At 74.1% G+C, this 21,418-nt stretch carries 11 protein-coding genes and 3 tRNA genes; 7 read left to right on the forward strand and 7 right to left on the reverse strand.

Annotation, left to right across the window (positions count from 1 at the left end):
• Positions 1 to 222: 222 nt before the first annotated feature.
• Genes AC4MBH_RS22460 through AC4MBH_RS22470 form a run of 3 tightly spaced genes read left to right on the forward strand, consistent with a single transcriptional unit; the run spans position 223 to position 1,912 of the window.
• Entirely contained in the window at positions 223 to 1,215 is a 993-nt protein-coding gene (locus AC4MBH_RS22460) for an ATP-binding protein (RefSeq protein ID WP_491797640.1), read from the forward strand.
• Positions 1,212 to 1,592, forward strand: coding sequence for a fluoride efflux transporter FluC (locus tag AC4MBH_RS22465; RefSeq protein WP_491797641.1), 381 nt, complete (start codon positions 1,212 to 1,214; stop codon positions 1,590 to 1,592). The genes AC4MBH_RS22460 and AC4MBH_RS22465 overlap by 4 nt, the downstream gene beginning before the upstream one ends.
• Positions 1,589 to 1,912, forward strand: coding sequence for a fluoride efflux transporter FluC (locus AC4MBH_RS22470; protein WP_491797642.1), 324 nt, complete (start codon positions 1,589 to 1,591; stop codon positions 1,910 to 1,912). Before AC4MBH_RS22465 ends, AC4MBH_RS22470 begins: the two co-directional genes overlap by 4 nt.
• Positions 1,913 to 1,918: 6 nt before the next feature.
• On the opposite strand, the gene AC4MBH_RS22475 is transcribed toward AC4MBH_RS22470, so the two are convergent.
• From AC4MBH_RS22475 to AC4MBH_RS22490, 4 genes are all read right to left on the reverse strand, one after another.
• Positions 1,919 to 2,269, reverse strand: a complete 351-nt coding sequence (locus AC4MBH_RS22475; protein ID WP_491797729.1) for a metallopeptidase family protein — start codon at positions 2,267 to 2,269, stop codon at positions 1,919 to 1,921.
• Positions 2,270 to 2,326: 57 nt separating this feature from the next.
• Positions 2,327 to 2,719 (reverse strand): hypothetical protein, encoded by a 393-nt coding sequence (locus tag AC4MBH_RS22480; RefSeq protein ID WP_491797643.1) that lies wholly within the window; start codon positions 2,717 to 2,719, stop codon positions 2,327 to 2,329.
• A gap of 151 nt (positions 2,720 to 2,870) precedes the next feature.
• Positions 2,871 to 2,944: transfer RNA gene (locus tag AC4MBH_RS22485), tRNA-Asp, on the reverse strand.
• Between the two features lie 110 nt (positions 2,945 to 3,054).
• Positions 3,055 to 3,127 (reverse strand) — tRNA-Glu (locus tag AC4MBH_RS22490).
• A gap of 116 nt (positions 3,128 to 3,243) precedes the next feature.
• On the opposite strand from AC4MBH_RS22490, the gene AC4MBH_RS22495 reads away from it, so the two are divergent.
• The 4 genes from AC4MBH_RS22495 to AC4MBH_RS22510 all read left to right on the forward strand — a co-directional run bounded on the left by AC4MBH_RS22495 (position 3,244) and on the right by AC4MBH_RS22510 (position 8,006).
• On the forward strand, positions 3,244 to 4,617 hold the full coding sequence (locus AC4MBH_RS22495; protein WP_491797644.1) for a TerD family protein: 1,374 nt from the start codon (positions 3,244 to 3,246) through the stop codon (positions 4,615 to 4,617).
• A 10-nt stretch (positions 4,618 to 4,627) separates the two neighbouring features.
• Complete coding sequence (locus tag AC4MBH_RS22500) at positions 4,628 to 6,211, forward strand: TerD family protein (protein WP_491797645.1); 1,584 nt, start codon at positions 4,628 to 4,630, stop codon at positions 6,209 to 6,211.
• 87 nt (positions 6,212 to 6,298) lie between these two features.
• A complete protein-coding gene (locus AC4MBH_RS22505; protein WP_491797646.1) occupies positions 6,299 to 7,873 on the forward strand; it encodes a serine/threonine-protein kinase in 1,575 nt (524 codons plus the stop codon).
• 59 nt (positions 7,874 to 7,932) lie between these two features.
• A tRNA-Phe gene (locus AC4MBH_RS22510) sits at positions 7,933 to 8,006 on the forward strand.
• Positions 8,007 to 8,068: 62 nt separating this feature from the next.
• Here the strand turns inward: AC4MBH_RS22510 and AC4MBH_RS22515 are convergent.
• Genes AC4MBH_RS22515 through AC4MBH_RS22525 form a run of 3 tightly spaced genes read right to left on the reverse strand, consistent with a single transcriptional unit; the run spans position 8,069 to position 21,409 of the window.
• Positions 8,069 to 8,791: a hypothetical protein gene (locus AC4MBH_RS22515; RefSeq protein ID WP_491797647.1), complete on the reverse strand. Its 723-nt coding sequence runs from the start codon at positions 8,789 to 8,791 to the stop codon at positions 8,069 to 8,071.
• 8 nt (positions 8,792 to 8,799) lie between these two features.
• Positions 8,800 to 20,481 (reverse strand): DUF7927 domain-containing protein, encoded by an 11,682-nt coding sequence (locus AC4MBH_RS22520; RefSeq protein ID WP_491797648.1) that lies wholly within the window; start codon positions 20,479 to 20,481, stop codon positions 8,800 to 8,802.
• Positions 20,474 to 21,409: a fimbrial biogenesis chaperone gene (locus AC4MBH_RS22525; RefSeq protein ID WP_491797649.1), complete on the reverse strand. Its 936-nt coding sequence runs from the start codon at positions 21,407 to 21,409 to the stop codon at positions 20,474 to 20,476. Before AC4MBH_RS22525 ends, AC4MBH_RS22520 begins: the two co-directional genes overlap by 8 nt.
• Between the last annotated feature and the right edge of the window lie 9 nt (positions 21,410 to 21,418).

Below are 21,418 nucleotides of genomic sequence, written 5' to 3' on the forward strand. Positions count from 1 at the left end.
GGTCGCGGAACCCTGCCAGTACCCATCATCCCGCGCCCGGGGGTCCGACACCCAAACTCCGGGCGCGTCTCGTGCGTCACAGGGACCGGGTAGGACAAACTTCTCCCGGTTGCGTTTGCCACGGGCTCGGTCGGGTAAGCGAGCCGGGATCGGCCCGACCGGGCCCGTCCTCGCTGTCCCGACCGCCCGACCGCCCCACCGCCCGCAATCCGGAGTCCGCCCGTGCCGCTGAACAGGCCCGCCCTGTCGCTGGGCGCTGGTCCGCGCGGGGTGCAGGACGCGCGGCGCTGGGTCGTCGGCACCTTTGAGGACATGGACCGCCGCGACCTCGTCGAGTGCGCCGAGATGGCGGTCTCCGAGGTGGTCACCAACGCCCTGCTGCACGGCGCACCGCCGATCCAGGTCCGGGTGCGCGGCACCCGCGAGCACCCCCGCGTCGAGGTCAGCGACGGCTCGCAGGAGCCACCGAGCCTGCCGTCCGGTCCGCCCGACCTCGACTCGATCGACGACTTCGACCTCGACGGCCTCGACGACCTGCTGCTCACGTTCGGACGTGGGCTGAGCATCGTCGCGCGGGCCTCCGACGCGTGGGGCGCCGAGATCGAGGACGACGGCAAGATCGTCTGGTTCACCCCGGCGGCGTCGTTCGCCGAGGACGCCGGCACCGAGGGCGTGATCACCGGCTCCCTGGGCGACGCCGCGGGCGAGCAGCCGGTCGACCCGATCGACGTCCACCTGGTCGACGTGCCGGTCCGCGACTACGTCTCCTTCCACAACCACTTCCGCGAGCTGCGCCGCGAGGTGCGGCTGCTGGCGATCGGCCACGAGGCCGACTACCCGCTGGCCAAGGACCTCGCCGCGCTGTTCCACCGGCTCGGCCGGCCGCTGACCCTGGGCAGCGTGCGCACCGAGATCGACCGCGCGTTCGACGCCGGGGAGCCGTCCACCGACCTCGACGTGCGGATCGGCCGCCAGGAGGCCCTCGGGATCTCGCGGTTCATCGAGCTGCTCACCCTCACCGACGCCTTCGCCCGCGCCCAGCGGATGCTGGCCCTGGCCCGCACGCCGCGCCAGGTCCGGTTCCAGGAGTGGTTCCTCGGCGAGATCCTCCACCAGGCCGAGGGCGCGGCGCCCCGGCCCTGGACCGAGCCCGACGACGCCGGCGACACCGGCGACACCGACGCCAGCACCCACCGCCGCTCCAGCGTGTCGTGAGACGGCTGCTCCTCGCCGTGGCCGTCGGCGGGGCGCTCGGGGCGGTGCTGCGGTGGGGGCTCGGTGAGCTCGTGCCCGACCGGTCGGGCTTCCCCTGGACGACGTTCGGCATCAACGTGGCGGGGTCGCTCGCCCTGGCGCTGCTGCCGCTCGCCCGCGTCGTACGCCGCTCGCCCGCGTGGGCGGCCGCGGCCGGGCCGGGCCTGATCGGCGGCTTCACCACGCTGTCGGCGACCGCCGAGCAGCAGCGGGCCCTGGTCGCCGACGACCGGGTCGGGCTCGCGGCGGCGTACCTGCTCGGCACCCTGGCCGCATGCTGGGGCGCGGTGCTCCTCGCCCAGGCACTCGTACGCCGTCGGGCCGGGGCCCCGGCGTGACCCCGGCACTGGTCGCGCTCGGCGCGGCCGTCGGCGCGCCCCTGCGCTGGTGGCTGGCGACCCGGTTCGACGCCGCCACCCCCTGGGGCACCCTGGCGGCCAACCTGGCCGGCTCGTTCGCGCTGGGCCTGCTCTCCGGCGCCGCCGTGCGCGGCGACGCGCTGGCGCTGCTCGGCACCGGGTTCTGCGGCGGGCTGACGACCTACTCCGCGTTCGCGGTGCAGACCGCCGAGCGCGGCCGGCGGGGCGCGGCGTACGCAGCGATCACCCTGCTCGGGTCGCTGGCGGCGTGCGCCGCCGGGTTCGCCCTCGCCCGGTGAGCCCGCTCAGCCGAAACCGAGCTCGTGCAGGCGGGCGTCGTCGATCCCGAAGTGGTGGGCGACCTCGTGGACCACGGTGACCCGGACCTCGTGCTCGAGCTGCGCCTCGTTGTCGCAGTAGTCGAGCAGCGGGTTGCGGAAGACGAAGATCCGGTCGGGCAGCGCGCCCCCGTACATGTCGTTGCGCTCGGTCAGCGCGACGCCGTCGTAGAGGCCGAGCAGGTCGTCGGGCTCGTCCTCGGGCGGCTTGTCCTCGACCAGCACCACCACGTTGCGCACGTGGCGGGCGAGCTCGTCGGGGATCTCGTCGAGCGACCGGTCGACCAGGGCCTCGAACGCCTCGCGCTCCATCTCCATCGGCACGACGCCATCGTGCCCGACGGGTCGTGAGCGCCCCGGAACGCGAGGCGGGCGTCAGCCGACCCGGACGGTGACGCGGGCGCGGCTGTTGCGCACGTCGGCGGCGTCGGGGTCGCCGACGACGCGCAGGACGCGGGTGCCGGTGCGGCTCAGCACGACGCGCACCGAGTAGGTGCCGTCGCGGCGGGTGTGCACGACCGCGCCGCGCAGCGGCGTCCAGCGGCCGTCGTCGAGGCTGCCGACGCGGACGACGCCGCCGTGGGAGAGGCGGCCCGAGATGCGCAGCTGCTCCCCCGAGGACACCGAGGTGTCGGAAGCGGTGGCGGTGATCGAGCTCGCCACCGCGGCGTCCGCCGGCTCGGGCAGGGCCGTCGTGGCGACGGTGAGCGCCGCCGCGGCGGCGGCCGCGGCGAGGGTCGGGCGGAGGTGGGGGCGGCGGGCGGTCATGGGGGGTCCTCTCGGGTTCGTGGTCGACCGCGCGGCGGCGCGGTCTCACCCCGGAGACGCGCCGGCGGCCCGGAAGGTTGCAGCACGCCCGGGCGGGACGACGAAGGGCCCTGCCCGGCTGCTGCCGGACAGGGCCCTTCGTGTGTCACTGCGACCCCGACGGGACTCGAACCCGCGGCCTCCGCCGTGACAGGGCGGCGCGCTAACCAACTGCGCTACGGGGCCAATGGTCGTGCTGTGCTGCGACGTGCTGGTGGAGCGTGGGAACTCTAACGCACGGCCCGTGCCGCCTCCCAATCGGTTGGCACCGACCCACCGGCCGGCGCCACCGGACGCACCCCCAACGGGATTCGAACCCGTGCTACCGCCGTGAAAGGGCGGGGTCCTGGGCCGCTAGACGATGGGGGCCGGACTGCCGGACCATCGTAGTGGGCGGGGCGCCGCGCCCCGTACACGCGTTCCGCGTTCGCAGGTAGGTTGCCTACCGACCCCGACGCGACCCACAGGAGCGAGGACCACTGCGCATGATCCAGCTGACCAAGGGCACCAACGCCCCCCTGCAGGCCACGCAGGTGACGGTGACGGTCGACATCAACGCCAACGCCGACCTCTCCGCGCTCCTGCTCGCCGCGGGCGGCAAGGTCCGCAGCGAGAACGACTTCGTCTTCTACAACGCCCCCAACGGTCCCGGCGTCCAGTGCAAGCCGCCGGCGGGCGGGACCGGGTGGCAGGTCAGCGTCGACCTGGCCGCGGTGCCGGCCGACGTCGAGATCGTCCGCCTCGTCACCTCCCTCGACGACGGCGGCAAGACGTTCGGCCAGGTCGGCCAGCCGGTCGCCCGGATCAGCGACGGCTCGGGCACGCCCCTGGTCGAGTTCGCGATGACCGACCTGTCCTCGGAGGTCATCGTGATGCCGGTCGAGCTCTACCGCCGCCAGGGCGCGTGGAAGGTGCGCGCCGTCGGTCAGGGGTACGCCGGCGGCCTGGCCGCGCTCCTCAAGGACCACGGCATCGACGCCACCGACGAGCCGGCGCCCGGGGCCTCGGCGGCGTCCACGGCCTCCGCCGCGCCCGCGCGTCCCGCGCCCGCCGCCTCCGTGCCTCCCCCGCCGCCGGCCCCGGCGCAGTCGAGCCCGCCCCCGCCGCCGGTCTACCCGAGCCAGCCGCCGACGCCCCCGTCGACCCCGTCGGCGCCTCCCCCGCCGCCGCCCGCACAGCCCGTGACCTACCCGCCGCCGCCGGCGTCCTCCGCCCCGACGCCCCCGCCGGCCCCGCCCGCCCCGGCGGCGTCGGGTGGCACCGTCAACCTCACCAAGGGCCGACCGGTCAGCCTGGCCAAGGGCCAGTCGGTCAACCTGGTCAAGGACGGCAACCAGAAGCTCACCATGGTCCGGATGGGCCTGGGCTGGGACCCGATCAAGAAGGGCGGGTTCTTCGGCAGCCGCGAGGTCGACATCGACCTCGACGCCTCGGCGGTGCTGTTCGCCGGCGGCCAGCCGGCCGACCTGGCGTTCTACAACAACCTGACCACCAAGGACGGCTCCATCCAGCACATGGGTGACAACCGCACCGGTGAGGGCGACGGCGACGACGAGGTCGTGGCGGTCGACCTGAGCCGCGTGCCGGTGCACGTCGACACCGTGTTCTTCATCGTCACCAGCTACCAGGGCCAGACCTTCGAGCAGGTGCAGAACGCCTTCTGCCGCCTCGTCGACCACCAGGACGGCGAGCTGGCCCGCTACACGCTCGCCGGCGGCATGGCCTACACCGGCATGGTGATGGCCAAGATCCACCGCGACCCGGGCGGCACCTGGAAGTTCACCGCCATCGGTGACGGCATCCAGGCCAAGACCCCGCTCGACGCGTTGCCGCTGCTCAACGGCTACCTCGGCCGCTGACGGCCCGCCGGTGACCGCACTGCGCAGCGGCGAGAACCGCCCCTGGCCCGACGCCCGCGTCACGGCGTACGTCGCGGGCGCCCAGGTCGGCGCCCTGCTGCTCGGCGCCGACGGGCGGGCGGTCGACGGCGCCCCGTGGGTCGACGCCACCACCCCGGCCCGCGGCGCCGTGGAGCACGTGCCGGGCTCGGTGCAGGGCGTCACGGTGCTGCTCGGCGAGGTCGACGCGGCGGTCACCAAGGTCCTGGTGGTGGCGACGTCGTGGGCCGCGCCGCCCACCGCGCAGCTGCTCACCTCCGACGGCGCCGTCGCCCACACGATCTCCCCGGCCGGCCTGACGACCGAGAGGGCGCTGGTGATGGCGGAGGTCTACCGCCGCGAGGGCGCGTGGAAGGTGCGCGCGCTCGCCCAGGGCTACGACGGCGGCCTCGCCGCGCTGGCGACGGCGTACGGCGCCCCCGCGCCGGCCGGCAGCGCGCCACCGCCGCCGCCCCCGCCGACACCGACGCCGACGCGGCAGCCGCCCGCGGCGACGGCGCCCGCCCCGGCACCGGGGCCCCAGGTCGACCCGGTGCGGCAGATCGGGATGATCCTCGACGACGCCTCGCGCACGACCGCGTCGTTCGAGTCGTCCGAGGCCTTCGCCGAGCGGCGCCTGGAGGAGGAGCTCGAGCACGTCGTCGGCGACCCGGCCATGCGCAACAGCCCGGCCGGGGACGCGGCCCGCACCCAGGCCCAGCAACGGCGCGACCGGCTCGTCGCCGACGCCCGCGCCCGCTACTCCGCCGACCTCGCCCAGCTGACCGGCGAGCTCGACACCCTGGCGCAGGTGCTGCCGCCGTCGCTGGCGCCCTGGAGCGCCCCCGGGTGGCGGGAGTCGCCGACCACCGGCGAGGCGGCCTGGGCCTTCCGGCTGGGCGAGCTCTCCACCGCGTCGGCGCCCGACTTCCGGCTGCCGATGGTGCGGGTGCTGCCGCTCGCGCCGGCGCTGTGGATCGAGACCGAGGACGGCGGCGAGGTCACCGCCGCCCGGATGATGGCGGCGCTGGCCACCCGGGTGCTGCTCGCGCTCCCCCGTGCTCCGCGCCTGAGCGTCGTCGACATCGGCAACCGGGCGATGCTCGGGCACCTGCCGACCACCGAGCCGCCGGCCACCGACCCCGGCACGGCGTCGCGGGTGCTGCAGGAGCACGTCGAGCACCTCGGGATGATCGCGATGGCGCGCCGGTCGGGCGCCTTCGACGACCTCCCCCCGGAGCACCGGCCGGGGCGGCTGCTGCTGCTGCCCGACTTCCCCGGCGCGCTCGACGACTCCTCGGTGGCCGCCGTGCACCAGCTGGTCACCCACGGCGCCGACTGCGGCGTCAGCGTGGTGATCTCCGGACGACGTCCCGAGAGCCTCGGCATCGCCGTCCTCGACTTCCTCCACGAGGCGTGCCTGCGCGTCCCCACCGCGCCCGGCGGCGACCTGGTCGACGCGTTCGGTGGGGTGACCTGGGTCTTCCACCCCGACCTCGGCCCCGACGACCCGTTCGTCGCCCAGCAGGTGCAGGACACCGTCAGCCGCAAGATCGCCGAGCGCGACCGGCCCTGAACCTCCCTCGCCCCGGCGGGGGCAGGCGCGCCCGCGTGGGTACCGTGACGGGACCCCGCTCGATGCTCCCGACCGGAAGGACCCGCCGTGCCCGCTCAGCCGACGACCATCGGCGGCCGCTTCGACGTCGAGCGCGAGGTGGGCCGTGGCGGCATGGGCACGGTCTGGCTGTGCCGGGACAACAAGCTCGGCCGCCTGGTGGCGGTCAAGGAGGTCGGGCGGCTCCCGGGTGAGTCGAGCACCCACCTGAGCCGGGCGCTGCGCGAGGCGAGGTCGTCGGCCTCGCTCAACCACCCCCACGTCGTCGCCGTCTACGACGCCGTCGAGGAGGAGGACCACGCCTGGCTGGTCATGGAGTACGTCCCGTCGCGCACGCTGGCCGAGGTCGTGGCGGCCGAGGGCGCCCTCCCGCCCGAGCGGGCCGCCCGGATCGGCGCCCAGGCCGCCGACGGGCTCGCCGCCGCCCACGAGCACGGCATCGTGCACCGCGACGTCAAGCCCAGCAACGTGCTGGTGACCGACGACGGCATCGTCAAGATCACCGACTTCGGCATCGCCCGCACCCACGGCCAGGAGGCGCTGACCCGGTCGGGCATCGTGCTCGGCACCCCCGGCTACTTCTCCCCCGAGCTCGCCCGGGGCCAGGAGCCACAAGCATCGGCCGACGTCTGGGCGCTGGGGGCCACGCTGTTCTTCGCGGTGGAGGGGCAACCGCCGTACCCCGAGCAGGACAACGCGCTCGCCCTCCTGGCCCACATCGCCAACGAGCCGACGCCGGCGCCGGCGCGGGCCGGGTTCCTCGCCGAGCCGATCGCCCGGATGATGGACCCCGACCCGGCGGCCCGGTGGACCATGGCCGACGCCGCCCGCGTGCTGCGGCGGCTCACCGACCAGCACCCCGCCGAGCCGAGGGGCCGTGACCGCACCCGGGCGACCCCGGTGGCGGCGTCCCCGGTGACGCCCGTGGAGCCGGCGACCACCCCGGTCCCGGTGGCGGTGCCGGTCCCGGAGCACGTCTCCGAGCCGGTCCCCGTCCCGGCCCCGCACCCGACGCCCCCCGACCGGGACCGCCGGCGCGGCGGTCGGCTGGCCCTCCTCGTGCTGGCGGCCGTGCTCCTGCTCGCCGCCGTCGGCGGGGTCGTGCTGCTGCTCGGCGACCGCGACGACGACCCGGGCACCGCGACCGACCCGACGGCCTCCTCCTCCACCCGTGCGTCGTCGTCGCCCGCCGCCAGCGACCCGCCGGAGCAGGCCGAGACGACCCCGCCGGCGGGCGACCCCGAGCCCCCGGAGCCGGAGCAGACGGAGTCGGAGCCGACCGAGACCGAGACCAGTGACGCGCCCGTCGTCACCTCCGACCCCGAGGCGTTCGGTACCGAGTACTACGGCTACCTGCCCGACGACACGGCCAGCGCCTACGCCCTGCTGTCCCCCGAGTACCAGGCCGGCACGTCCCTGGGGAAGTACGAGGGCTTCTGGCGCACCGTCTCGGCGCTGGAGGTCCGCGGCACCAGTCTCGTCGACGACACCACGGTCGACGTCGAGCTCGCCTACACCTTGAATGACGGCACGTCGCTGGTCGAGACCCAGCGCCTCTACCTCGAGCCGACCGACGACGGCTTCGTGATCTTCGACGACGAGCTCTTCGCGGCGGGCGGCTGAGCGCGGGTCGGACCGATGCAGCCACGTCCCCGCGGCTCGGGTAGGCTCCTCGTCGTTCGGGGCAGGTAGCTCAGTTGGTACGAGCGATCGCCTGAAAAGTGATAGGTCGGCGGTTCGACCCCGCCCCTGCCCACCGAGCCGAGCGCCCCCGCTGGTCCAGCGGGGGCGCTGTCGTGCCCGGGCCCGGTCTCGCGGTCAGCGCACGTGGTCGAGCTCGTCGGCGGACGACGCCGTGCCGGGGGCCTCGTCCGACACACCGCGCGGCGCGCTGTGCCGCCCACGCCGACGACGTCGGAGCACCAGCAGCACGGCGGCGAGGATCGCGACCACGCCACCGGCCACGAGACCGACCCGTGCCGCGACGCCCACGCCCGTGCCGGACCCCGCCTCGTCCGACGCCGCCTCGTCGGCCTCCTCCTGCGCCCGCGCGGCGCTGCCCGCGGGCAGCTCGTCGGAGTCGGTGGCGCACACCAGCGGCGCGTCCGCGGTCGGCATCGAGGCGCAGGCCACCGAGGCCAGCCGCAGGACCTGGTCGGGGGTCTCCTCCACGGTCATCGTGACGTGCAAGACCCGGCTGCGCTGCGGCCGCAGGTCCACCGACCACACGACCGAGCCCGCGCGCGCCGCGCCGCCGCGGTCGGCGGACTCGAGGGTGAGCCCGTCGGGCATCGTCTGGATCACCCGCAGGCGCCGTACGGCCTCGGTGCCGGTGTTCTCCACCGTGATCGTGTAGTCCAGGGTGTCGCCGACCTCGGCGGAGGTGCGCCCGTCGTCGATCGCGATGCTCAGCCGGGGCTCCGGCGCCTGGGCGCCGGCGCTGGTCGGCGCGGCCACCAGGACGGCGCCGCCCAGGACACCGCCCAGCACACCGCCCAGGACGGCGAGCGCCCGCCGGTCGTGCGGTCCGTGCAACTTCATGGGGTCTCCTAGCGAGCGGTGACGAGGTAGTCCAACGTCGTCGAGTAGGTGTCGGGAGCCACGAGGGGCAGCTCCACCTGGTAGTCGTTGCTGACCGCGTCGCCACCGGCGGCCGACGCCGTGTCCTGCCGGTGGATCGTCGTGGGGGCCAGGTGGGAGAGCGGGAGGTAGGTCCCGTCGCCGCTCTCGCGGACCCCGAACAGCGACACCGGGATCGTCTCGTCGTTGCCGGGCGAGCCCGTCAGCGCGGCGTCCTGGGCCCGGACGGTGACGTCGTAGCCCCCCGGGCTGTTGGTGGTCACCGTCATCGTGACGGCGTCCTCGAGGGTCACCGTGGCGCGGGGCGGGCCGGTGAGGGTGAAGGCCTCGGTGAGCCCGCTGAGCTCGAGGGTGCGGGGGGCGACCGTGGTCGCCGTGACGCACGCGGGGTCGGCGCTGTCAGGGGTGCAGGAGCTGCCGGTCACCGTCGAGGTGACGCGGTTGGTCAGCACGGCGTCACCGGAGCCTTCGACCACGGTCGTCACCGAGTAGGTGATGGTCACGGTCGCCGCCCGGGCGAGCGGGCCGGTCCAGGTCAGGACGCCGCCGGCGTAGTCGAGGACACCGGCGTCGGCGGCCGCGTCGCCGCTGTAGGTGGCGTCGTCGAGCACGCCGGAGAGGGGGTCGACGAGCGTGACGGTCGGGTAGTCGGCCTCACCGGTGTTGGTCGCCGAGATCGTGTAGTGCACGGTCGCGCCGGCGGCCGCGTCGGTCGTGTCGGCGTACTTGGTGACCTCGAGCTCCGGCACCAGCACGCCGACCGTCACGGTGCAGTCGGTGCCGGCGGTGCCGGCGGTGCGACAGGTCGACCCGGGTGAGGTGGACAGGGCCGTGTTGGTGACGCTGCCGTCGCCCAGGGCCGGGAAGTCGGCGGCCACCGAGTAGGTGATGGTCGCGGTGGCCCCGACGGCGAGCGCGCCGGTCCAGGTCAGGACGCCGTCGTCCCAGGCGACGGTGCCGGTGCTCGCGGCGGCGTCGTCGGCGTAGGTCGCGTCGTCGAGCACGTCGACGAGCGAGTCGGTGACCACCGCGGGGGCGTAGGCGGTCTGTCCGGTGTTGGTCACGGTGACGGTGAAGACGAGGTCGTCGCCGGCGACGACCGTGTCGGTGTCGACCGTCTTCGTGAGGGCGAGCGCCGGGACCAGGACGTCGACCACGGCCGTGCACGCCGCCACGGGATCGGCGGCCGGGCAGGTGCTGCCCGGGCTCGGCGAGGTGACCGTGTTGGTCATGTGCTTGTCGCCGGTGTCGGGGTCGTCCACGGTGATCGAGTAGCTGATGGTCGCGCTCGCTCCGACCGGGAGTGCCCCGGACCAGCTGAGCGTCGAGTCGGCGTAGGTCAGGACGCCACCACCCTCGACGACGGCGTCACCGTTGTACTCGGAGTCCGGCAGCACGCCGGTCAGCGAGTCGTCGACCACCGCGGCCGCGTAGGCCGTCTCACCGGTGTTGGTGATCGCGATCGTGTAGCCGACCACCGACCCGGGGGTCGTCGTCGGGGCGCCGGCGGACTTCACGATCGTCAGTGCGGGCACCAGGACCTGCACGGTCGCGGTGCACGTGCTGTCGTCGCTGTCGGCCGGGCAGGTGCTGCCCTGCGCCTCGGCGACGACCGTGGCCGCCATCGTCCGGTCGCCGGCGCCGGGCGCCGCGACCGTGACCTGGTAGCGGACGACGGCACTCTCGCCGGTCGCGAGGCTGCCCGTCCAGGTGAGCGTCGAGCCCTCGAGGCCGGTCACGCCGGCGGTGGCCGTGATGCCGCCGGCGAGCGTCGCGTCGTCGAGCACGTCGCCGAGGTCGCTGGTCACGGTCGTGCCGACGTACGCCGTCTGCCCGGTGTTGGCGATCACGATGGTGAACGTGACCGGGTCACCGGGCGTCGCGGTGGCGACGTCGGCGCTGGTGGAGACCGCGAGGCCCGGGACCAGGACGGTGACGTGGTCGGTGCACTGCGGCTCGCTCCCGCAGGTGCTGCCGGGCGCCGTCGAGGAGACCGAGGTGGCGAGGTCGAGGTCACCGGCGTCGGGCTGCGCGACGACGACGGTGTACGTGATGGTCGCCGTGGCGCCGACGGGGAGGTCACCGACCCAGGTGAGCCCGGGCGCGGTGTAGGAGACGGCGCCCAGGTCGACCGTGGCGTCACCGGCGTAGGCGGCGTCGTCGAGGACCCCGTCCAGCGCCGTGGTGACGGTGGCGTCGGCGTAGTCCGACTGCCCGCCGTTGTGCACCGTGACGGTGTAGCCCACGGTGGCGCCCGGCACGGTGGTGCTGCGGTCGGCGGTCACCGCGATCTCGAGACGGGGGACGAGGACCGGGACCAGGGAGCCACAGGCCGCGGCCGGGCCCGAGACGGGACAGGTGCTCCCGAGCTCGTCGGAGATCACCCAGTTCTCGAGGTGGCCGTCGCCGAAGTAGGTGCTGTCCACCTGGACGGTGAACTCGATCGTGACGCTGTCACCGACGGCGAGGTCGCCGGTCCACGTGAGGACCGGTGCCGCGTAGTCGACCGAGCCCGTCGAGGCCGACGCGTCGTCGCCGTAGGTCGCCCCGTTGAGGACGCCGCCCAGGTGGTCGGTGACCGTGGCGCCGACGTACGGCGTCTCACCGGTGTTGGTGGCGGTGATCGTGTAGACGACCGTGTCGTCGGGTGCGGTCACCGTGGTGTCGGCGGTCTTGGTGATGCTCAGCCGCGGCATCAGGACCGGGACGCTCGTCGCGCACTGCGCCGCCCCGCCCACCACCGGGCAGGTGCTGCCCATGGCGTCGGTGGTGACCCGCGTGCTCAGGTTGCGGTTGCCGGCCGGGGGGTTGTTCACCGTGAACGACCCGGTCACGGTGATGCTCTCCCCGGGCGCCAGGCTGCCGGTCCACCGGACCCGCCCGGTGCCCGTCACGAGCAGGAGGTCGCCGCCGGTCGCAGCGGCGTCGCCGTTGTAGGTCGCGTCGTCCAGCGAACCGACGAAGCTGTCCTCGACGACGAGGTCGACGTAGGGGACCTGGCCGGCGTTGGTGACGGTCACGGTGCTGCGGACGACGCCCGTGGGCATCGTGGTGGCGACGTCGGCGCCGTTGACGATGACCAGGCTCGCGATCGGCACCGAGGTGGAGCAGCTCGCGGCCGGCGCCGAGACCGGGCAGCTGCTGCCCGCGGTGTCGGAGACCACCGTCTGGTCGAGGCTGAAGTCCCCGGTGGGGGTCTGGGCGACCGTCACCGTGTAGGTCAGGGTCACCGCGGCACCGGGGGCCAGCGGGCCGGTCCACTCCAGTGCGCCGCCCGTCATCGAGACGGATCCGGCGGTGGCGGTGGCGCCGCCGGAGTACGTCGCGTCGTCGACGAGGTCGGCCAGGGGGACGCTCAGGTGGGCGGCGGCGTAGGTGGTCTGACCGGTGTTGGTCGCGGTGACGGTGTGGGTCACGGTCGCGCCGGGCACCGTGGTGGCGGCCTCGGCCGACGCCCTGATGGTCAGGGCCGGCGTCAGGACGTCCACCCAGCTGGTGCAGGCCACGTTGCCACCCGCCGGCGGGCAGGTGCTGCCGGCGTCGGCGGAGCTGACGGGGTTGACCATCGCCTTGTCACCGCTCGCCGAGGAGCCGACGGTCACCGAGTAGGCGATGGTGGCCGCGTCGCCGGGCTCGAGCGCACCGGTCCAGGTCAGGGTCGATCCGCTGAGGGCGAGGGCGCCGGTCGTGGCCGTCGCCCCGGCGTCCAGGGTGGCGTCGTCGAGCACGCCGACGAGGGAGTCGTCGACCGTCGCGGCGGCGTACGGCGTCTCGCCGGTGTTGGCCACGGTGATCGTGTAGCCGACGCTGTCGCCGGGCTCGGCCGTGGTCGCGCTGGCGACCTTCGTCAGGGTCAGACCGGGCAGCAGGACCGGGATCGACGACGTGCACCCGGGGTCGGTGCTCCCGGGCAGACAGTTGTTCCCGAGGGCGTTCGAGACCATGGTGCCGGTGATGAGCCGGTTGCCGGGGTCGGGGTCCTTGACGGTCATGGTGCCCTGCACCGTCACGGTGCCGCCGACGGGGATGTCACCGGTCCAGGTGAGGGCCGTCGCGCTCAGCACGAGGGTGCCCGAGGTGGCGGTCTGGTCGCCCGTCGGCACGGCGTCGTCGACGGTGTCGGCGCTGGGGCTGCTGACCGTGATCCCGAAGTAGGGCACCTGGCCGGTGTTGGTGAAGGTCGCGGACAGGTGGACGAGCGAGCCGGGGGTCGTGGAGGTCTCGTCGTAGGCCCGCGTCAGGGCCAGCCGGGCGACCGGGACCACCGAGGTGCACCGGGGGTCGTCGCTGGACGCGAGGCAGTTGTTGCTCAGCGCGGGCAGGGCCGAGGTCACGGTGCCGTCGAGGACCTGGTCGCCGGTGATCGCCGCGTTGACGGTCACGGAGTAGGTGAGGGTCACGGTGCCCGCTGCCGGCACCGTGCCGGACCAGCCGACCACCGCGGCGTCGTACGACGCCGTGCCCCCGTCGGCCGCCAGGTCGGCGTTCCACACGGCGTCGTCGAGGATCCCGGCCAAGGGGTCGGTGAGGTCGGCCGCGACCTCCTCGTCGCTGGAGTTGACGGCCGTGACGGTGTAGTGGACGACGCGGCCCGCGGCGGTGGCCTTCACGTCGGCGGTCTTGGTGAGCGTCAGGGCCACCGAGTCGGTGATCGTCACGCTCGCGGTGCACCGGGTGTCGACGGAGCCGGGGGCGCAGTTGCTCCCCGTCGTCGTCGAGGTCACCGTGTGGGTGAGGTCGTGGTCGCCGGTGTCGGGGTTGTTCACCGTCACGACGTAGGTGATGGTGGCGGAGGCGCCGGGGGCGAGCGCACCCGACCAGCTGAGCACCCCGCCGCTGTAGCCGACGGTGCCGCTGGTCGACGTCGCGCTCGCCGGGTCGTACGCCGCGTCGTCCAGCAGGCCCGCGAGCGAGTCGCTGATGGCCGCTGCCGGGTAGGAGGTCTGCCCGGAGTTGGTGACCTTGGTCGTGAACGTCACGGGGCTGCCCAGCGTCAGCGTCGCGTGGTTCGCGGTCGTGACGACGGTCAGGGCGGGCGTCAGGACGACGACCGTGGTGCGGCAGGCAGGTGCCCCGCCGCCGGCCGGGCACGAGCTGCCGACCACGTCGGAGCTGACCGGGTTGACCATCGTCTTGTCGCCCGGGTCGGGTGAGCGCACGGTCACCGAGTAGGTGAGGGTCGCGGTCGCCCCGACGGCCAGGTCGCCGGTCCAGGTGAGCCTGGGGGTCGTGTAGCCCACGGACCCGGCACTCGCCGTGACGTCCCCGTTGTAGGTCGCGTCGTCGAGGACGCCGACCAGGGTGTCGGAGACGACCGCGCCGGCGTAGGGCGCCTCGCCGCTGTTGTGCACGGTGATCGTGTAGCCGACGGTGCCGCCGGGCACCGTGGCCGTGGTGCTGGCGGTCTTGGTGATGCTCAGGGCCGGGACCAGGACCTGCACCGCGAACGTGCACTCGGGGTCGGGGGCACCCGCGGGGCAGCTGTTGCCGGCGGCCGTGGACGACAGCGTGGCGGTGACGACCTTGTTGCCGGTGGCGGGGTCCCTGACCCGCACGGTGCGCGTCGTGGTGACGGTGCCACCGACCGGGATGTCGCCGGTCCAGATCAGCTCGGTCGGCGTCCGCACCATCGTGCCCGAGCTGACGACCTGGTCACCGACCGGGATGATGTCGTCGATCGTGTCGGCGCGCGGGCTGACCACCGAGATCCCGGTGTAGGGGACCCGCCCGGTGTTGATGAACGTCTGGGTGACCACCACCGAGGAGCCCGGCGTCGCGGTCGGCGCGTCCGCGCCCTGCTGGAGCCGCAACCGGGCGACGGGCACCGTGGTGGCACAGCGGGGGTCGACGTTGCCGACCGCGCAGCTGCTCCCGCGGCTGTCGGAGACCACGTCGTTGGTGAGGAGGTCGTCGCCGAGGTCGGCGTCCTGCACCACGACCGCGTAGGTCACCGTGGCCGTGGCTCCGACGGCCAGGGCTCCGGTCCAGCCGATCGTCGAGCCGGAGCGGCCCGCCGTCCCGGCCGTGGCCTGGAGGCTGCCGGTCACGAAGGTCGCGTCGTCGAGGACGCCGACGAGCGAGTCCTCGAACGTCGCGGCGGTGTAGGGCGTGGCACCGGAGTTGGTCACGGCCACGGTGTAGGTGACGGTCTCGCCCGGCTTGGTGGTGGTGCGGTCGGAGGTCTTGGCCACCGTCAGCCCCGGCACGGTGACCAGCACCACGCTGCGGCAGGCCGGGTCGGCGCTGCCGGCGACGCAGTTGCTGCCCCGCGACGAGGACACAGCCGTGTTGACCATGGTCTTGTCGCCGACACCCGGGTCCCGCACCGTGACCGCGTAGCTGATCGTCGCCTCCGCACCGGGTGCCAGCGACCCGGTCCAGGACAGCACGGACGAGTCGTAGGACACGGCCCCCGAGGTGGCGGTCGCGCCGCCGGCGTACGTCGCGTCGGTCAGCACGTCGGTCAGGTCGTCGGCGAACGTGGCCGCGGGGTAGGCGGTCTCGCCGTCGTTGACCACGGTGATCGTGTATCCCACCGGGTCGCCGGGTGTCGCCGTGCCCCGGTCGGCGGTCTTGGTGATGCTCAGTCCCGGCACCAGGACGGTCACCGCGGTGCGGCAGGTCGGGTCGGTCGAGTCAGCCCTGCAGGTGCTGCCGGGGGCGTCGGACGTGATGAGCGTGCGCAGCACCCGGTCGCCGGTGTCCGGGTCGTCGACGGTGAACGAGACCGTGGCGGTCGCGGACGCGCCGGGTGCCAGGGTCAGCGTCCACGAGATGGTTCCGTCGGCGTTGACGACCTGGCTGCCGCCGGACACCAGGGCGTCGGCGTTGTAGGTGGCGTCGTCGTTGAGGCCGTCGAGGTCGATGACGGCGACGACGTCCGTCTGGGTCGTCTCGCCCGTGTTGGTCACCGTCTGCGTGAAGCGGACGACGCCGCCCGGGGTGGTCGTGACCGCGTCGGCAGCGCTCGTGAAGGCCAGGCCCGGCAGCAGCACGCTGACCGTGCTGCGGCAGCGCGGGTCGGTGCTGGCCGCACCGCAGCTGCTTCCCGGCGTCGTCGAGACCACGACGGTGTCCAGCGACCGGTTCCCGGCGTCGGGCTGGCGCACCGTGACCGTGTAGGTGAGCGTGACGGTGGCCCCGACGGCCAGGGGCCCGGTCCAGGTGAGCGTCGGGCTGCTCCAGGCGACCGAGCCGGCCGACGCGGTGGCGTTGCCGTCGTAGGTCGCGTCGTCGAGGACGCCCGCCAGCGACGCGGCGAAGGTGGCCGACGCGTACGGCGTCTGGCCGGTGTTGGTCGCGACCACCGTGTAGGTGACCGCGGACCCGGGGGTCGTCGTGCTGACGTCGGAGGACGTGGCGATGCTCAGGGCCGGCACCAGCACCTGCACGCTCGACCGGCACGCCGAGGCGGACCCTCCCGGAGGACAGGTGCTGCCGGCGGCGGAGGACGTCGCGACCGTCGTCAGCGTCTTGTCGCCGGGCACGGGATCCCTGACGGTCAACGCATAGGTGACGGTGACGACGGCGCCGGTGGCGAGGTCGCCGGTCCAGGCGAGCGTGCCGGAGGCGTAGGTGAGCGTGCCGGCCGTCGCGGTCGCGCCGCCGTCGTAGGTCGCGTCGTCCAGCGCCGCGGCCAGGGCGACCGACACGGAGGCCGCGGAGTACGGCGTCTGGCCGGTGTTGGCGATGGTCAGGGTGTGGGCCACGGAGGCCCCCGGGGTCGTCTGCGCGGCGGCGGCGGTGTGGGTGATCGCCAGGCCCGGCACCAGGACCGGCACGCTGGTCGAGCACTCGCTCGCGGGGTTGCCGCCGGGACACGAGCTGCCCGGTGAGGAGGAGACCAGCGTCGAGCTCAGCGACCGGTTGCCGGGGTCGGGGTCGCGCACCGTCACCGAGTAGGTGATGGTCGCGCTGGCGCCGGCGGCCAGCGTCCCGCTCCAGCTGAGCGTGGTGCCGTCGTAGGACACGTCGCCGGTGGTCGTGGCGGCGTCGGCGGCGTACGTCGCGTCGTCGAGGACGCCGGACAGGTTGACGCTGAACGCGGCCCCCGTCGACGGGACCGGGCCGGTGTTGGTGACGACGACCTGGAACCGGACCGTGCCACCGGGCCGGGTGGTGCTGACGTCGGCGGTCGTCACCATCGTCAGCCCGGCCACCGCGACGCTCGACGAGCAGCGCGCGTCGGTGCTGCCGGGGGCGCAGTTGGTGCCGAGCGTGGTGGAGGTGGCGGTGTTGGACAGCGTCTTGTTCCCGGCACCGGAGGGCGCGACCGTCACCGAGTAGCCGATGGTGACCGTGCTCCCGGCCGCGATGCTGCCGATCCAGCCCAGCGTCGCCGCGGAGTAGGACAGCGTCCCGCTCGACGCGACCGCGTCCTGGTTGTACGACGCGTCGTCCAGGACGCCGGCCAGGGGATCCTGGAGGTCGACGTCGCTGCGGGCGCCGGACCCCGTGTTGGTGATCGTGATCGTGTACGAGACCGTGCTGCCGGCCGTCGTGCTGGACACGTCGGCGGCCTTGCGGATCACCAGGGTCCCCGGCCCCACGACGAGGGTGACCGACTTGGTGGCGGTCTGGCCGAGGGCGTCGACCACCGCGACCGTGAACGGGTGGCTGCCCTGGGTCGTGGGCGTCCCGGAGAGCACGCCGGTGCTGGTGTTCAGGGTGAGCCCGGGCGGGGTGCTCCCGGCGGCGATCGACCAGGTGAGGGGCGCCGTGCCACCGGTGACGGCGAACGTCGTGGTGTAGGCGACGCCCACCTGACCGGCCGGCGGGGCGCCGGCGGCGAAGGCAGGCCGGGCCGTGATCGCGACCGTGACCGTCCGGGTCGCGAGCTGGCCGAACGAGTCCGTGGCGCCGATCGTGAAGCTGTAGCTGCCGGCGGTGGTCGGCGTGCCGCTGACGAGGCCGGTGGAGCCGTTGATGGTGAGCCCCGGGGGCAGGCTGCCGGACCGGAGGGTCCAGCCGAACGGCGCCGTACCGCCGGACACGGTCGGCTGCTGGCTGTAGGCGACGTCGACCTGGCCCCCCGCCGGCGCGAACGTGACGACGGGAGCCGCGGCGATCACCAGGGTGACCGACCTGGTGGCGCTCTCCCCGGCGGCGTCGACGACCCGGACGACGAACGTCGAGGACCCGCCGGCCGTGGGCGTGCCGCTGAGCACCCCGGTGGAGGGGTTCAGGGTCAGCCCGGCCGGCAGCGCGCCCGACGACACCGACCAGGTGAACGGCGCGGTGCCGTTGGTGACGGTGAGCTGGTGGCTGTACGGCACCGCGACCTGGCCGGCGGGAGGCGCGGCGAAGCCGAGGCTCGGCGAGGAGTTCGGGGTGACCGCACCGGTCCTGGCGGAGGCAGGACCGGTGCCGGCCGCGTTGGTCGCGGCGACCGTGAAGGTGTACGCCGTGCCGGGGGTGAGGCCGGTGACGGTCTGGGTGGTGCCGGGCCCGAAGGTCCGGGTCGGCTGCGCCACGTCCCCGAGGTACGGCGTGACGACGTAGCCGGTGATCGCGCTGCCATTGCTGGCGGGCTCGGTCCACGTCATCAGGACGGCGGAGTTGCGTGCCGACACGGCGGTCACCGTGGGGGCGCCGGGCAGCGCGTAGGGGACCACGGGGCTCGACCTCGCGCTCGGCGCCGAGGTGCCGTAGGCGTTGACCGCGGCGACGGTGTAGGTCCACGACCCACCGGCGGCGAGGCCGGTGAACGTGGTGCTCGTCGCGCTCGGCGCGACGGTCCGTGTCGGCTGGGCGACGCCGTTGAGGTAGGGGGTGACGACGTACTGGGTGATGGGGCTCTCGTGGGCGGCCGGTGCGGTCCAGGACAGGGCGACGGTGTTGATCCCGGCGGTCGCCGTCGGCGCTGCCGGCGTGGCCGGCCGGTCGGCGTAGACGTAGGTGTCCCAGCCGGCCGCCCCGCGACCGACCACCGTCACCCTGGTGGTGGCGGCGGCGGTGCGTCCCGGCATCGACGGGATGCTGACGAACTGGGCCCCGTACCAGGTGGTGCCGAAGGTGAAGCACCCCGTCGTCTGGCCGGAGGCGCACGGCACCAGCACCACCGAGGTGCCGGCCTGCTGCTCGGCCACGGTGCCGATCATGATCGCGGTGGGTGCGATCGCCGTGCTGAGGTCGACGTCGACGACCCCGCCGCCGGCGACCGGCCCGATCGTCGGGGACACCGAGATCCCGGTGGTCGCACTGGACGGGGTCCCGGCGGAGGTGACGAGGTCCGTGGCGGCTGCGCCGTCGGTCGACGTCGCGTGCGTGGGCGACCCGTTCTGGATCGTCGACGCCGTCATCGACGCCCCGGTGACGACGCCGACGACCGTGATGGCCGGCAGGTTCGTCCCGGCCGCGAAGGACGTGGCGCTGGTCGTGCAGGTCACCGTGCGCCCGACGGGCGCCTGGCACACCCAGCCGCTGCCGTAGGCGACCGAGGGAACCATCCCGGCAGGTACCGTCTGGGCCACCGAGATCGCACCGGTCACGGGGGCACCACCGGCCACGACGCCCGTCGCCACGCTGTAGTTGACGGGGTCCCCGGGCGCCGGTGCGGCGGCGCTGTAGCTGGTGGTGGCCACCGTGATCTGGGGCACCGGGCTGAACGTCGTCACCTTGACGTCGGAGACCTCGTGGGCATCGGTGATCCCGCCGGTGGAGCCGACGAAGCCGAACGCGAGCTGCTTGGGAACGCCGTTGGCGTTGAGCCACGTCGAGGAGGGGTAGAGGCCGGCGGTGACCGCCGGGAGGGCGCCGGTCAGGGTCCGGGCCGCCTGCCCGACCGGGGTGAGGACCACCTTGTAGGTGCCCGCCGCCACGCTGACGCCGGTGTCGGAGGTGAACGCGGCCACGGTCGGGTTGATCAGCACCTGCGCGGGAACCTGCGACGCAGCCCTGGTCGACGCGCGCAGGTTGACCTTCGACGTCGTCGTGCCGTTGTACGTCGTGGTCCGTCCGCAGTAGCCGACCGTCCCGTTGCCCGGTCCGCGCACGACGACCGCGCCCGGGACGGAGGCGGTGATGTTGGGGACGCTCGCGCAGCCGGACCCCTGCCACCCGGGAGCGCTGAAGTTGCCGTAGACGTCGAACCCCACACCCAGGTAAGCGTTCGGGAGACCGGCGATCGAGCCGGAGGGCGAGTACCCGAGCGATCCGCCACCGGATCCGATGGTGGTCGGCGGGGCCGGGTGGGCCGGGTCGACGGCGGCCAGCATGAACGCGAGGCCGTCCGCGCCGCCGCCTCCCCACTGGTAGGAGTTGAAGGTGACGTCGAGTCCGCTCGAGGTCGGGATGCTCGCCGTGCCGACGACGCCACCGATCTGGCTGCCGCTGGAGCTGGTCAGGCGGAGCTTGCCGGTGCCGGCGCCGTCGGTGGTCCCCGGACAGCTCAGCAGTGGTCCCGTCCCGGCGTTGCCGCTCGCGGTCAGGCAGGCGGCGTTCGTGCCTGCCGTCGGGGTGGGCACGGAGACCGAGCCGGTGCCGTTGACGGTGTTGTTGGCGAAGGAGTTCTGGAAGAGCACGGTGCCGGCCGCGGCCGCGGGCGGGGGCGGGGGCACCACGACCGCGACCAGGGCGCCGACGAGCGCACCGACGACCAGCGCGACGCGCCGACGGGGCGGCGGCCGGGGATGTCGGGCGCGCCTACCCACCGGCGACACCGGCGGGCGGGCTCAGCGCGGCGGCTGCCTCGAGCACGTTCTTCCGGTACCGCCGCCGCGCGAGGCGGTGGACCGCCACCGCCAGCAGCAGGGCCCCGAGGAGGGCGAGCGCCCACCAGATCGGGAAGACGACGACGCGCACGGACATCGTCGAGGTGGTGCCGTCGTCGTTGACGATGGTCACGGTCGGGTGGCACACACACATCAGCGGCGGGTCCCACGTGGTGGTGATCTCCCGGGTCCCACCACGCATCACGGTGAAGTCGGGGAAGGGCGCGGCGGTGCCGGCAGCGCTGACGAGCAGCGGCGTCTCCCCGCGGAAGTCGCGGTGCACGGTGCCGGTGTCCTCGACCGTCGCGGTGACGTCGACCGTCCCACCCGTGACGAACCCCGGGATGTCCAGTCCGGCCACGTCCGCTGAGCTGTCGACGGCGCCCGGCACCGTGATGAACACGGGCGAGGCGATGCCGCGGTTGACGCTCACGTTGGCCTCGCTCTCGCCGGCCGGCACGAGGAAGACCAACCCGAGGTGGTGGTCGCCCGGCTCGGGGTCGGCGGGGACGTCGATGGTGGCCGAGACGACCTGCGTCTCGCCGGCGGGCACCTCGAACGTGGTCGGCGAGATCGTCACCCAGGCGGAGGCCGAGTACGGCGCGGTCTCCTGGAACGTCAGCGTTCCGTCCCGGTCGGCGACGAAGTTCTGCTTCTCCACCGTCACCTGCATCGGTGCGGTCCCGCCGTTGATGACCTGGATCTCCTGCGTCTCGCCGACGGCCGCCTGCCCCACGACGAGGCGGGCGGGGCTGATCGCCAACGAGAACCCGGGTTCGGGCGCGGGATCGGCTGCGCTCGACGACGGGACGAGGACAGCCAGGCCCATGGCCACGCACGCGGTCACGGTCCTGGCTGCCTTCGTCATGTGTTGGTG

Source organism: Nocardioides sp. WJ219 (genome assembly GCF_058559815.1).

What these genes read in the sequence shown, in the direction of transcription:
- AC4MBH_RS22475 (WP_491797729.1), bottom strand. Translation starts at nt 2,269, where the DNA reads ATGGAGATGGAGCGCGAGGCGTTCGAGGCCCTGGTCGACCGGTCGCTC.
- AC4MBH_RS22480 (WP_491797643.1), bottom strand. Translation starts at nt 2,719, where the DNA reads ATGACCGCCCGCCGCCCCCACCTCCGCCCGACCCTCGCCGCGGCCGCC.
- AC4MBH_RS22495 (WP_491797644.1), top strand. Translation starts at nt 3,244, where the DNA reads ATGATCCAGCTGACCAAGGGCACCAACGCCCCCCTGCAGGCCACGCAG.
- AC4MBH_RS22515 (WP_491797647.1), bottom strand. Translation starts at nt 8,791, where the DNA reads ATGAAGTTGCACGGACCGCACGACCGGCGGGCGCTCGCCGTCCTGGGC.
- AC4MBH_RS22525 (WP_491797649.1), bottom strand. Translation starts at nt 21,409, where the DNA reads ATGACGAAGGCAGCCAGGACCGTGACCGCGTGCGTGGCCATGGGCCTG.